Source organism: Flavobacterium sp. YO12 (assembly GCF_004119495.1).
Taxonomy (GTDB): domain Bacteria; phylum Bacteroidota; class Bacteroidia; order Flavobacteriales; family Flavobacteriaceae; genus Flavobacterium.
On the sequence record NZ_NRQU01000012.1, the window covers coordinates 1 to 13,027 of the forward strand.

At 32.6% G+C, this 13,027-nt stretch carries 15 protein-coding genes; 3 read left to right on the forward strand and 12 right to left on the reverse strand.

Going from position 1 to position 13,027, the window contains the following annotated elements; translation table 11 throughout:
* Nucleotides 1-42: 42 nt before the first annotated feature.
* The 3 genes from BOW55_RS05630 to BOW55_RS05640 all read right to left on the reverse strand — a co-directional run bounded on the left by BOW55_RS05630 (nucleotide 43) and on the right by BOW55_RS05640 (nucleotide 3,466).
* On the reverse strand, nucleotides 43-1,038 hold the full coding sequence (locus BOW55_RS05630) for an NAD(P)H-dependent glycerol-3-phosphate dehydrogenase (RefSeq protein ID WP_089053330.1): 996 nt from the start codon (nucleotides 1,036-1,038) through the stop codon (nucleotides 43-45).
* Between the two features lie 327 nt (nucleotides 1,039-1,365).
* The gene (locus BOW55_RS05635) at nucleotides 1,366-2,523 is read right to left on the reverse strand and encodes an iron-containing alcohol dehydrogenase (protein WP_129023343.1); all 1,158 of its coding nucleotides are present in this window, start codon (nucleotides 2,521-2,523) and stop codon (nucleotides 1,366-1,368) included.
* Between the two features lie 181 nt (nucleotides 2,524-2,704).
* Nucleotides 2,705-3,466 carry a type 1 glutamine amidotransferase domain-containing protein gene (locus BOW55_RS05640; protein WP_164975005.1) on the reverse strand — a complete coding sequence of 254 codons (762 nt, stop codon included), beginning with the start codon at nucleotides 3,464-3,466 and terminating at the stop codon, nucleotides 2,705-2,707.
* A gap of 85 nt (nucleotides 3,467-3,551) precedes the next feature.
* On the opposite strand from BOW55_RS05640, the gene BOW55_RS05645 reads away from it, so the two are divergent.
* Complete coding sequence (locus BOW55_RS05645) at nucleotides 3,552-4,457, forward strand: LysR family transcriptional regulator (protein WP_129023344.1); 906 nt, start codon at nucleotides 3,552-3,554, stop codon at nucleotides 4,455-4,457.
* A 67-nt stretch (nucleotides 4,458-4,524) separates the two neighbouring features.
* On the forward strand, nucleotides 4,525-4,881 hold the full coding sequence (locus BOW55_RS05650; RefSeq protein WP_129023345.1) for a PKD domain-containing protein: 357 nt from the start codon (nucleotides 4,525-4,527) through the stop codon (nucleotides 4,879-4,881).
* Between the two features lie 180 nt (nucleotides 4,882-5,061).
* Here the strand turns inward: BOW55_RS05650 and nadD are convergent, their stop codons facing one another.
* The 6 genes from nadD to BOW55_RS05680 all read right to left on the reverse strand — a co-directional run bounded on the left by nadD (nucleotide 5,062) and on the right by BOW55_RS05680 (nucleotide 8,580).
* A complete protein-coding gene (gene nadD, locus BOW55_RS05655) occupies nucleotides 5,062-5,643 on the reverse strand; it encodes a nicotinate (nicotinamide) nucleotide adenylyltransferase (RefSeq protein ID WP_129023346.1) in 582 nt (193 codons plus the stop codon).
* 32 nt (nucleotides 5,644-5,675) lie between these two features.
* A complete protein-coding gene (locus BOW55_RS05660) occupies nucleotides 5,676-6,041 on the reverse strand; it encodes a four helix bundle protein (protein ID WP_129023347.1) in 366 nt (121 codons plus the stop codon).
* 32 nt (nucleotides 6,042-6,073) lie between these two features.
* On the reverse strand, nucleotides 6,074-6,646 hold the full coding sequence (gmk, locus tag BOW55_RS05665) for a guanylate kinase (RefSeq protein ID WP_129023348.1): 573 nt from the start codon (nucleotides 6,644-6,646) through the stop codon (nucleotides 6,074-6,076).
* Between the two features lie 16 nt (nucleotides 6,647-6,662).
* A complete protein-coding gene (locus tag BOW55_RS05670; protein WP_129023349.1) occupies nucleotides 6,663-7,265 on the reverse strand; it encodes a hypothetical protein in 603 nt (200 codons plus the stop codon).
* Between the two features lie 9 nt (nucleotides 7,266-7,274).
* Nucleotides 7,275-8,135, reverse strand: a complete 861-nt coding sequence (locus tag BOW55_RS05675; RefSeq protein WP_089053324.1) for a YicC/YloC family endoribonuclease — start codon at nucleotides 8,133-8,135, stop codon at nucleotides 7,275-7,277.
* A gap of 94 nt (nucleotides 8,136-8,229) precedes the next feature.
* A complete protein-coding gene (locus BOW55_RS05680) occupies nucleotides 8,230-8,580 on the reverse strand; it encodes an arsenate reductase family protein (protein WP_129023350.1) in 351 nt (116 codons plus the stop codon).
* 79 nt (nucleotides 8,581-8,659) lie between these two features.
* Here BOW55_RS05680 and BOW55_RS05685 point away from each other — a divergent pair, with 79 nt between their 5' ends.
* A complete protein-coding gene (locus BOW55_RS05685; protein ID WP_129023351.1) occupies nucleotides 8,660-9,115 on the forward strand; it encodes a DinB family protein in 456 nt (151 codons plus the stop codon).
* 29 nt (nucleotides 9,116-9,144) lie between these two features.
* Here the strand turns inward: BOW55_RS05685 and BOW55_RS05690 are convergent, their stop codons facing one another.
* The 3 genes from BOW55_RS05690 to BOW55_RS05700 form a co-directional block, all read right to left on the reverse strand.
* Complete coding sequence (locus BOW55_RS05690) at nucleotides 9,145-9,633, reverse strand: septal ring lytic transglycosylase RlpA family protein (protein ID WP_099717978.1); 489 nt, start codon at nucleotides 9,631-9,633, stop codon at nucleotides 9,145-9,147.
* Between the two features lie 91 nt (nucleotides 9,634-9,724).
* Complete coding sequence (locus BOW55_RS05695; protein ID WP_089057133.1) at nucleotides 9,725-10,147, reverse strand: hypothetical protein; 423 nt, start codon at nucleotides 10,145-10,147, stop codon at nucleotides 9,725-9,727.
* A 103-nt stretch (nucleotides 10,148-10,250) separates the two neighbouring features.
* Nucleotides 10,251-12,905 (reverse strand): TonB-dependent receptor, encoded by a 2,655-nt coding sequence (locus BOW55_RS05700; protein WP_371414511.1) that lies wholly within the window; start codon nucleotides 12,903-12,905, stop codon nucleotides 10,251-10,253.
* Between the last annotated feature and the right edge of the window lie 122 nt (nucleotides 12,906-13,027).

Below are 13,027 nucleotides of genomic sequence, written 5' to 3' on the forward strand. Positions count from 1 at the left end.
TTTTTTATTTTATCTGATCACTAAAAACTGACCACTGAATACTTAATCCAAAGACTCCGTTAATTTCTTAAATACAGATTTTGCATCTTTTCCTTCGTATAAAACAGCATAAACAGCGTCTATAATAGGTGTTTTTGCTCCGTAACCTTGATTTAGTTTGTAAGCGCTTTTTGTAGCGTAATAACCTTCGGCAACCATGCTCATTTCCATCATGGCGCTTTTTACGGTATATCCTTTTCCAATCATATTTCCGAACATCCTATTTCTTGAAAAAATAGAATATCCTGTAACTAATAAATCGCCCAAATAAGCAGAATCATTAATGTTACGTTTCATTTTATGCACTTTACGAATGAATTTTTTCATTTCGCGAATTCCGTTACTCATCATAACCGATTGGAAATTGTCGCCATAACCTAAACCATGTGCAATTCCGGCAGCAATTGCGTAAATGTTTTTAAGCATTGCTGCGTATTCAGTTCCGATAATGTCGTCTGAAATTTTAGCTTTAATATAATTTCCTGAAAGAGATTTTGCTACAGTAGAAGCTTTTTCGGGATCACCGCAAGCAATTGTCAGATAAGAAAGCCTTTCTAATGCCACTTCTTCAGCATGACAAGGACCTGTAATAACTCCTATGTTGTAATATGGAATATCGTATTGAATATGAAAATGCTCGCCAACAATTAAACTTGTTTCAGGAACGATACCTTTAATTGCTGAAAAAATAATTTTATCAGATAAAGAAACCGTCATGTTTTTTAATTCGGCATCTAAAAAAGCAGATGGGATAGCAAAAATGATGTAATCTGCATATTCGATCGCTTCATTTATATTGCTGGTTAGTTTAAGCTTGTTAGTGTCAAACTCAACAGAGCTTAGGTAATTTGGATTGTGTTTGTATTTCTGAATATGTTCGATCGCAGATTCATTACGCATATACCACGCAATTTCTGAAAGATTAACGCACAACATTTTTGCAATTGCCGTTGCCCAGCTTCCTCCTCCAATTACTGCAAATTTTAACTTTTCACTCATTATTTTAATAATTTAAAACAAAAGTACTTAATAAAGTAGTAATAATACAAAATCTGATTTAAGAAATTTATTTGCTTGTATATAATAGCAATGGTTTTCAGCAGTTTTCAATTAAAGTAAAAAATATTTTTTGAGAAACACAATAAAAATAAAATCCTTACGTTGTAACTGTTTATAAATTAGAATTTAATGAGTTTAGCAAGAATTGAGTTAGTTAGTTTTGTTTTAGTATTTTAAAAAGGCGCTCTTAAACTAGTTAAGAACGCCTTTTTTTATTAGTTGTCAGTACTCATTTTTTAGCACTTACAGTTGATTTTTACTGATTAGTTAATAACTAAGTTCAACAATAGATTTTACTTTGTCTAAAGTTATTAATTGATTTTCTCCTAGACCTTTCCAACCTCTTTCGTCAAAACGATTTACTATGAAATCGGCAGTATTACTATAATTTTCTGTGTATTGAGATAGTTTTGTGTCCATTCCCATTGTATGGAAAAATTCTACCGTTTTATTAATTGCTTCTTTTGCCACTTCATCATCAGATCCTGAAAGATTAAAAATACGTCGGCCATATTGTGCCAGTTTGCCTTTTTTAGTCTCAAACATTACGTTGTATAAACTTGGGCCAATAATAGCTAAAGTTCTTGCATGATCAATTCCGTAAAGTGCAGTTAATTCATGCCCTATCATATGAGTTGCCCAATCTTGAGGAACGCCTTTTTGAATTAATCCGTTCAACGCCATAGTACAACTCCACATAAAGTTTGAAGCTAATGCATAATCAGTTGGATTTTCAACCACTTTTGGACCTATTTCAATTAAAGTCTGTAAAATTCCCTCAGCAATTCGGTCTTGTAAAAAACCTTCATGCGGATAGGTCAGGTATTGTTCCATTACATGCGTGTAAGCATCAACAACACCGTTTTGAATTTGTCTTTTTGGTAAAGAAGCAATAACCGTTGGGTCGCAAATAGAGAATTTTGGGAACATTGCGCTTCCGCCAAAAGCAAGTTTTTCCTGAGTAGATTCGATAGTTACAACAGAACCTGAATTCATTTCGCTTCCAGTCGCTGGCAGCGTTAAAACAGTTCCAAAAGGCATCGCATTTTCTGTAATTAAGATTCTTTTTTGCAGAATGTCAATCGGATTTCCATCAAAATTTACAGCTGCCGAGATAAATTTCACACCATCAATTACTGATCCTCCGCCAACGGCAAGAATAAAATTAATTTTTTCAGTTTTAATAACGTCAACTGCCTTCATTAAAGTTTCGAATCTTGGATTTGGTTCGATTCCGCCAAATTCCACAATTTCAAAACCCTTTAAGTTTGCGATTACTTGATCGTAAACACCATTTTTAAAAATACTTCCACCTCCGTAAGCCAAAAGAATTTTAGCCTCTTTTGGAACTAGAGTTGATAGTTTTTCAATTTGTCCTTTTCCGAAAATTAAATTCGTCGGATTGTATAATTCAAAGTTTAGCATTTTTTTTAAGGTTCTAAGATGCTAAGATTTTGAGGTTCTAAGGTTTTTTCTTAGTGGATTCAAGATCTTAACATCTTGGTTAATTTTTTTATTTGTCAATTTGCTTATGAGACGTTAACTTTTTTTAGTTCCTAAGAGCAGAACCTTAGAATCTTAGCATCTCAGTCCCTCAGCATCTTATTTATTTAATTTTTTGTAATAATTTGCCAGCTACTAGCTTAGACGATGCTGGATTTTGACCTGTAATTAAAAGTCCATCTTCAACAGCATATGGCTGCCAGTTTGGTCCTTTTGAAAAAATACCTCCGTTTGATGATAAAGCATCTTCTAATAAAAACGGAACGACTTTAGTTAAGCCAACAGCTTCTTCTTCGTCATTAGTAAATCCAGTTATTTTTTTGCCTTTTACTAAATATTCGCCTTTTACTTTTACGTTTTTCAAAACAGCTGGCGCATGACATACAAAAGCAACAGGTTTGTTGTGTGTATAAAACGACTCGATTAAGGAGATAGAATTTCTATCTTCAACTAAATCCCAAAGTGGGCCATGACCTCCAGGATAAAAAACGGCATCATAATCCTTTTGATTAATAGTCGAAAGTTTTAAAGTGTTTTTTAGCTTTTCTTGTAAAACCTTATCAGCATCAAAACGTTTTGTGTCTTCTGTTGCTGATGACGGATCGGCACTTTTAGGATCAATTGGAGGTTGTCCGCCAAGAGGAGAAGCAATTGTGATTTCGACTCCCTGATCTAATAACTCATAATATGGTGCAGCAAATTCTTCTGACCAAAATCCAGTTTTTTCTCCTGTATTGCCCAGCTTATCATTACTGGTAACAACAAATAATACTTTTTTCATCTCTTTTTTATTTGATTTTTGAGCAACAGCCGAAATGCTTACAGCTGTAAATGCAATTATTGCGAGTAAAGTTATTTTCTTCATAATATTAAATTTTGAACAAATTTACAGCTTAAGTGATATTAGTAAAAATAAAATAAACTATGTTTGTTATAAATAAATTTATGTCATGGTAAATCTAGAATGGTACAGAACTTTTAAGGCGGTTTATAAAAACGGCAATTTTTCGGTGGCTGCAAAGGAATTATTTATGAGTCAGCCGGCCGTTAGTCAGCAAATTTCTATGCTCGAAGCTCATGTTGGGAATAAATTATTTAATCGAAAATCAAAAGGAGTAGAGCCAACGGAATATGCTAAGTTACTGAATAATTTGATTATAGATGCGCTGGACAGGCTCGAAAGTGTCGAGGCTGGTTTTAGAGCTAAAGCTGAAGATGCTAACCGATTAATTTCTGTTGGAATTTCAAAACACCTTTTTGAATGTATAGGGAATCTTTTAATTTCAAAATTTGATTTAATCGATTTTACCTTTGCCGAAAACGATGAACTTTTTGCATTAGTCGATTCTAAAAAACTTGATTTTGCAATAACCACAAAAAGGTTTGACACTTTTGATACCACTTATGAAATTGTTGGAAAAATTAAATTAATAGTGGTTGCGCCAACAACTTTAGATATAACAGAATTTCGTCAGAGATTAAAAGCAGATAATTTTGTTGAGATAGAACAATGGTTGAATGGTCAAAAATGGTACAGCCATGATGCCCGAATTCCGCATATAAAATTATTTTGGCTTCATGCTTTTAATAAAAAAAGACCCTCAATGGTTCCTAATTATATTATTCCTTCAGAATCTGAAATGCTGCGACTTTTGTCTAAAAATGAAGGAGTGGCGGTAACGTGGAATTGTAACGCAAGAAGTTTTATTAAAGAGAATAAACTACAGTTAGTGTGGAATAGTTTTCACGTTCCAGAAGAATATGTGTATTTACTAGCACCCAAAAACAATAATTTAAATGCGCTTTTTGAGATTATTTCAAAAGAACTAAAATTGTTTTTTGGTAACAGATTATGATTTAAATCATTTGTTTTTGTTGTTTAAAACAATAATTTTGATGCATAAACCACTAAAATTTTCAAAAATGAAAAAGTTTGTATCAGCGTTAGTTCTTATTGCAGCTGTTTTTATGAGTAATTCTTGCAGTAAGAGTGATAGCGAGGCGATAGTAGATTGCTTGGCAGAGTCAATTTTTGTTAAATTACATAATTCGACAGATGCTAATAATCCTAAGATAATGAATTATTCAGTTGGTTACAGCGGAACAGGAACTTTGGTTTCTGTAAAATGGACATTTGGCGATGGTAGTACAGCAACTGGAAAAGATGTTTCTCATATTTATGCTGCTGCTGGAACGTATGAAGCTAAGGCAGAGGTTACGGTTAAAAAAGATGGTCAAGAATGTACATCTATTCCAAAGAGAAGTGTAACGGTTAACTAGGAACTGACAAATAAAAAGAAAGCCTGAATTTTAAATTCAGGCTTTTTTTTTGTGTTCTATTTGTTATTTTGACCTAAAAATCACACACGAAATTTCATTCCTAAAGTTGCTATACTTTGTGGATTTTCGAGTGTGATTTCTCGTTCCTCGAAATGACAAGATCGTATGTAAAATGATTTTTTATTTTTTATATAAATTATTGTGATCGATATATTCCCAAACTTTTGGAGGCAGTAAAGGCTGAATGTTTTTGCCTTCTTTAATGTTGTTTCGAATAAAAGTTGATGAAATTTCTACAATAGGAGCATCAATTACATGAATTTTTGGATGTGATTTTAATTCGGTGTTTTCTGGCTCATCAGAGATGCGCGGGTAAACATAAATATCATGGTTTTCGAGAATCACCTCGTAGTTTCTCCATTTATGAAGCGTTTTTAGATTGTCTTCGCCCATAATCAAAGAGAATTCATGACTTGGGTATTTTTCTTGTAAATGCGCTAACGTAACGATTGTATAATTAGGCTGCGGCAGTTTAAACTCAATATCTGAAGGTTTGATTTTCGGATACTTTTCCGTTGCTAGAAAGACCATTTGCAAACGGTGATGATCATCGAGTAGGGTTGCTTTCTTTTTTAGCGGATTATGAGGGGTAACAACCATCCAAATCTGATCTAAATCTGCAAACTCAGCCATGTGATTGGCAATGATCAAATGACCAACATGAATGGGGTTATACGTTCCGAAGTAAAGTCCTATTTTCATAGTTGAAGTAACTAGTAATTAGTAAAAAGTGATTAGTCTTTTAATGTTTTAGAAAAAGCGTTAATCATTTTTGATTCTTCTTCAATTTGATTTAAAATTTCTTTGTAAAGAGTTTGACTAGTTATAAAACCAAGGTCATTGGCAATTAGTAATTGAGTTTCAATTTCGAACAATGAACCTCTGGAAATATTTAAAAAATGACTAAAAGATTTATCTGTATTTCTGCCGTAACCTTCTGCTATATTTGACGGAATCGATACAGAAGCTCTTTTTAATTGACTAGTTAAAGCAAACAATTCTTCTTTTGGGAATGATTTTACTAATTGATAAATCAGAGAGACAATTTTAATTCCTTTCTGCCAAATCAATAAATCTTTATAAGATCTTATTTCATTCATTTTTAGACTATTTACTAATTACTCCTTACTAATTACTTAGAAATGAATTCTTTTACCAATTGATAAGCTTCTTCTTTTGCAGTATCTAAATCGTAGTTTTTTATAATAGTGTCAAATTGAGGTGCTGTCGCTAATTCGACAGATGCTTTTGCAATTCGCATATTAATTTTATCGTCACTTTCAGTAGAACGTTGTTTTAATCGGCGTTTTAGTTCATCGACACTTGGAGGTTTTACGAAAACGGCTAAAGTTTGTTCTGGAAATTTATGTTTGATGCGTAATCCGCCCGCAACATCAATGTCAAATATTACATTTTTTCCTAAAGCCCAAATACGCTCAATTTCCGACTTTAATGTGCCGTAAAAATTATCGCGATAAACTTCTTCCCATTCCAGGAATTCTTCGGCCTTAATATGTTTTTTGAATTGTTCTAACGAAATAAAATAATAATCTTTTCCGTGTTCTTCTTCTCCGCGTGGGTCGCGAGAAGCTGCCGAGATCGAAAATTCTAAGTTTAAATCTTCTTTCCCTAGTAAATGTTTTACTATAGTTGTTTTTCCCGATCCTGAAGGTGCTGAAAAAACAATTAATTTTCCTTTGTTCATTTTTATTTATATGTAATCAATCTTCCCAAAGATTAAACTCTTTTTTTATGATTGATAGTAATTCATTATATGAAATTAATTCATCAACTGTTGGGTAATATTTTAAATAGAAAGCTGGATTGTCAAAGGAAAAATTATTTTCATTATTTCCATTTTTAACGAATACTCTGTAAGATTCACCATCTAATACATGCTTTTTATTTTGGGAGATTCCAAATTCTCCGTCTTCTGCTATTATTTTAGCAACTTTCAGTTTGTAATCAATATTTTTTAAATTTGGTAAAAACTCAACATTACAAAGAAGAATATTCAGCCAAATCAAATTTGGATTAACAGGATTTAATTTTCCAGTACTTTCTTTTGGAAATTGTATTGCATTTATTTTAGTTACAGCTTTAGATGCTTTATCAAACGAAAAGATATATACTTTCCAATTGTCCTTTCCTTCATCATACATTCTAAAAATTTCCATTCCATTTGTTACAGAATAATCCTTATAAATGCGAATTTCTTGAAATTCTAATGTATCTGGGATTTCTAAAACCTTATTTATTTCAGAAATATCTTGCCCAAAACATTTCAATATTGTAAAAAACAAAAAGATGAAATAATATTTCATAATTGATTTTTACAAAACATTCAAAACCTGTTCTTTAATCTTTTCTAATTCATCTTTCATCATCACAACCAGCTTTTGCATTTGTGCGTGATTTGATTTTGAACCCATAGTGTTGATTTCACGACCCATTTCTTGAGTAATAAAGCCTAGTTTTCGACCGTTGGCTTCATTTCCATTTAAAGTTTCTAAGAAATAGTCTAAATGGTTCGTTAAACGCACTTTCTCTTCGGTTATATCCAACTTTTCTAAGTAGTAGATTAATTCCTGCTCAAAACGATTTTCATCAACATTAACTTGTAATTCTGAAATTGCAGTTTGTAAACGATCTTTAATGGCTTGAACACGTTCTGGATCTAATGCCAAAGCGTCATTCATATATTGACGAATATTACCAATTCTTAAGTTGAATTCCTTTTCAAGAGATTCTCCTTCATCTTTTCTAAAACCAAGAATGTTTTGAAGCGCTTCGTCAATAATAACTTGAATTTGTTCCCAGTCGTTTTCGTCGATTTCTTCGCGTTCTGTTTTTAATGTATCTGGCATACGAACAGCCATTTTCATTAACTCAGTTTCATCTGCATCAGGATAAACCTCTTTTAATTGGGCAATGTAGTTTTTTACGACAGGTACATTTACTTTTGTTGAAGTTTGTTCAGAGGTGCTTTCGATATAAATTCCGAAATCAATTTTACCTCTTTCCAGTTTTGCTGCGATTTGAGTTCTTAAACCTAGTTCCATTTCGCGATAAAGCGACGGCATTCTTACGTTTAAATCTAAACCTTTGCTATTTAAGGACTTTACTTCAACGGTAATTTTTTTTGTAGGCAATTGCAAAGAAGCTTTGCCAAACCCTGTCATAGATTGTATCATATAATTGAGTATAAAGGCGCAAAGATAACTAAAAGTTTGAAGTCTTGCGCTGTAATTCAATAATCTGTGTAATTGTATAAACGAGGAAAAAATCCTAGCTCAAAACTTTTATAACTTCTGCTATATTTTTTTGGCTGTTGCCGATGTAAATTTTTCCGTCAATAATAAAAACGGGACGACTTAAGAAAGTGTAGTGCTCTAAAATGTACTTTTTGAAATCGGCTTCAGTCAACGATTTGTTTTTTAAATCCATTGACTTGTACAATTGTGCTTTTTTACTGAATAATGCTTCATAGCTTCCAGAAAGCGTATACATTTCCTCAAGTTCCGTTTCGGTAATCGGGTTTTGTCTGATGTCTTGAAAAACTAAATTATGGTTTTCTGGTAAACTTTTAATGATTTTTCGGCAAGTGTCGCAAGAAGCTAAATAATATATTTTGTTCATTTTTTTTACAAGTTTGTTAGACTGCAAAGAAAAATCATTTAAAACTTAAAAATGATTAATTTTATAAAAAAAAATATTTATGAAATCAGTTTTTAATGTACAGAAAACCATTAGGGAAGTTATTTTGAAGATTTTAGATAATTATACATTAGAACAATTAAACAAAATTCCAGAAGGATTTAGTAATAATTTAATTTGGAATGCGGGGCATTGTTTATCTGTTCAACAAGCTTTAGTTTATAAATTGTCAGGTTTACCGGGAAATATTTCTGAAGAGTTTATGGCAAAGTATAAAAAAGGAACTAAGCCAGAAGGTGATGTTTCTCAAGATGAGGTTGATGAGATTAAAAGGCTTCTTTTGTCAACTTTAAAACAAGTTGAAAGCGATTTTGAGAAAGGTATTTTTGTTAACTACATGGAATACAGTACAAGTATAGGTTACACTTTAAAGGATATTGAAGGTGCTTTGGATTTTAATAATTATCATGAAGGACTCCACACGGGAGTTATGATGAGTATTAAGAAGTTTGTATAATAAAAAATCCCGCTCACGGCGGGATTTTTTTATTCTATTATTGTTTCGATTGTAACTTTCATCGCGCCGGCACCTTTATTTTTGGTGATTTCCATAAAGGCTCGTTTTGAAAGGTCAATTTCACGAGTTTTTACGAATGGACCGCGGTCAGTGATTTTTACAATTACAAATTTTCCGTTGGCTTCATTAGTTACTTTAACTCTTGTTCCAAAAGGAAGTTTTTTATGTGCTGCGGTATATTTACTGTTGCTGAATCTACTTCCGTCAGCTGTTTTTCTACCATTAAAACGATCTGCATAGTAGGATGCGTGAGCTGTTTTTTTGTATAGTTTTAATTTCAAGCCTTTGTCTGTAAAAACAGAGTCGGTTGGCATAGCAATTATGCTCGGTCTGTTATTCTTTACAGTGTCTTGAGTTGATTTTTGTTCAATTACTGGTTTTGTTTGGCTTATAATGTAGGTAAAGCAACTTAAAAAAGTTATTGCAAATGTGGTAAGTATGATATTTTTTTTACTCATGATTTATTTTTTTTCAGACTTGGGGGAGTTTGTACAAATAATATGCCGAGATAAAAAAAGCCCTATTTTTCTAGGGCTTTAATTGGTGTTTTTAGAACCAAAGGTTCCATGGAATTCTACTTAAAATAAGTAATAATCCTAATCCGTAAAATATAGCAAATGTTTTAAATTTTGCTTCGCTGTTGATTAGCTTTTTATGTTTTGACCATCCAATAGTAATTAAAACAATGGCGATAATATTGATAAGCGGATGCTCTAAAGAAGTTAATCTAAGTTCAGCATTAGACATTTGTCCAAAAGCTGCTTTTCCTAACGGAGACACAAAATAAAGGATTAAACCAATCAACAATTGTGTATGAGTTCCGATTAAAGCAAATAAAGAAATCTTGCGATCTTTTGCTGTAAATTCTTTTTTAGAAGAGAAGCCGATAATAGCATTTATTACTGCAATTGCTAAAAGCAATAGTGCTAAATAGGCCCAACCTGAGTGAAATTTTTGTAAAAAATGGTACATAAATTAAATTTTAATTGAAACAAATATAACAAAAATGGGCAATAAAAAACGGCATTAAACTTAAAAGTCAATGCCGTTTTTTCTTATTTAGTTTGGTTCTTTATTAGAAATTGTAGCGTAAGCTAAAGTTCCAAGTTCTTCCTAAACCAAAGTATCCTGTGTTTGCAACGTTAATTCCTTTGTAGTTGTTTGAAGTTGGAGTTACAGCTGTAGCTGTAGTCAATTCAGACAAATAAACTTCATCAAATACATTGTTAACATTTACTCTGAATCCGATAGAATCGTGTTTTCCTTTTCCAATAAACAATTTGTATGAGATACCTGAGTCAACTAAATCGTAGCTTGGTAATTCTAAGTTGTTTTTGACAGCCCCAACATTTGAGTATAATTTGTCATAATATCTCCAGTCAGCATCGATAGAAAGGTTTTTAACGAATTCATATCTGAAACCTAAACCGTATGTTACTTGAGCACCATCTCCAACTTTTCCACCGTCAACATCTTGTTGAACTTTGTCTAAAGTAGATAAGCTTTCGTCTCTAGTTGTAGTTACTGTATTACCTTTGTATTGCCAGTCTCCAACTGATAAGAATCCTGTTAAGTTAAGATTGTGAGTTGGTTTTGCAACGAAATCTAACTCTACACCAGTGTGAACCTGCTCAACACCTTCGTTAGTTTTGTAAATTAAATCACCTAATTGTAAAGATGGATATTTAATAATATCAGCAGCAGTAGCAGTAGTAGATGTAGTTGTAACTCTGTCTTTCCAAGAAGTTCTGTAAGCATTAACACTTGCAGTTACTATTTTTGAAGCGAAAGTATATCCAGCTTCAAGACCAAATATTTTTTCGTTTTTAGTTAATGGGTTTACCGCATTTGTAAAGTTCAAATAGATGTTATCGTGGTAAGGTTGACGGCTGTAGTAACCAGCATTTGCATAAATTGTATGTTGTTCAGCAATTTTGTAGCTAGTTCCTCCTTTTACGTTGTAACCTACGTTGTTAACTTTTTTAGAATCTTGGTATTGTGGTAAGTAATCGAATCTATCAACTCTACTGTGAGATTGGTTTGAAAGCGATCCTTGGAAGAATGCAGAAAAGTTATCTTTTGAATATTCTAACTGGCTAAATACACCACCGTAAGAAATAGTTTCTCCGTAATCGTAATCAATTCTTTGGTCTTCTGCAATTGTGTTGAAAGTTGCAGGCCAAGGCAATGCTCTTCCAGATTCTGTAACATAGTTACTTTTCATAGTACCGCTTGGGTTACTATTACCATCTTTAAGGTTTCTTGTATCAGTCCAGCTTGACAATCCCATGAAGTCAGAAACTTGTCTGAAGTGAGTTCCTTTGTAAGTTCTTAAGTCAAGACCAACATTTAAAGCTAAATTGTCAGTAAGTTGGTTTTTTAAGTTAGATACTAAACCGTACCAAGCGTGGTTATTAACACTAGCTCTAATTACGTAAGCACCATTTGTACTTCTACCGTCAGCATTTCCTTTACCATTAATAATAGCTTGATTGCTTGCAAAGATACCGTCAAAATTTATTTGACCTCCTGCAGCAGTAGCAGGTTTAGTACCGTAGCTTCCAGTTCCTCCACCTCTTCCCCAAGATCCGTATAATACGGTAGAAAGTTGTGTTTTGTCACTAATATCATAATCCCAGTTTATGTTAGCAACTGGTTTGTGGTAGTAGTTTGTTCTTTCAGATTTGTATTCTCCGTTTTGAGTACCCCAGTTATTGTTGTACTTTCTTCCGTATTTTAAATAGCTGTCAATAGACTTTGTAAAGTTTTGATCGTGCCATTGTGGAGCACCAGTTAACAAGAAGTTGAAACTGTGTTTGTCATTAGCTTTATATCCAACAGAAATAAAGTAAGTTTGTCCTTCACCTTTTGTTCCGTCATTGTATCCATCACCTTGCCAGTGAGATAACATTACACTTGTTCCCCATCCGCTTTTGCTCATACCTGTGTTGTAAGCAGCAGTAGTTTTGAAGTAATTATCATTTGCAACTCCTAAAGAAACAAAACCACCTTCATTTTTTTCAGTAGCTTTTGTAATAAAGTTTACAGTACCTCCTACAGAAGAGATTGCTAATTTTGAAGATCCTAAACCTCTTTGGATTTGTACAGCATTTGCGATATCAGATAAACCAGACCAGTTAGACCAGTATACTTTACCGTCTTCCATACCGTTGATTGGTTGACCGTTTAATAAGAAAGCGGTGTTATCTTGAGCAAATCCACGAACACTGATTCTTGAATCTCCGTAACCTCCAGATTGACCAGCAACATAAACAGATGGAGTGTTTACCATTGTTTGTGTAATGTCTGCAGTACCTATTTTAGCTTGAATTTCAGCAGCTTTAATAGTAGAAACTGCGATAGGAGTTTTTCTATCTTTAGCTAAATCGATAATTCCTTTACCCATTACTACAATTTCTTCTAATTGATTAGAATCAGATTCTAAAACAATTTTTCCTAAGTTAGTTGTAGCTCCTTTAGAAACTGTGAATTTTACTGTTAAGTTGTTGTAACCTAAGTAAGTGATGTATAATTCTCCAGCAGCTGTAGGCGAATCAATAGTAAATTTTCCATCAAAATCAGTAGATGTTGATGTTGTAGAACCTTTGATAACTACATTAGCTCCTGGTAATGAAACTATACCATCAGTAATAGTACCAGTAATTTTTCCCTGAGAGAATACAGTTGAAACTACCATAAAAAATAGTCCTGTAAGTAACCAATTTTTCATTTTCTTCATTTGTTGTTTTTGTTATTTGTTTTTGGCAAAATTATAACAATTAAATCAGATAGTGTTATCAAAATGTTAAGAAAAGTAAGTTTTATAAAATTTGTTGCGTATTAAAATGATTT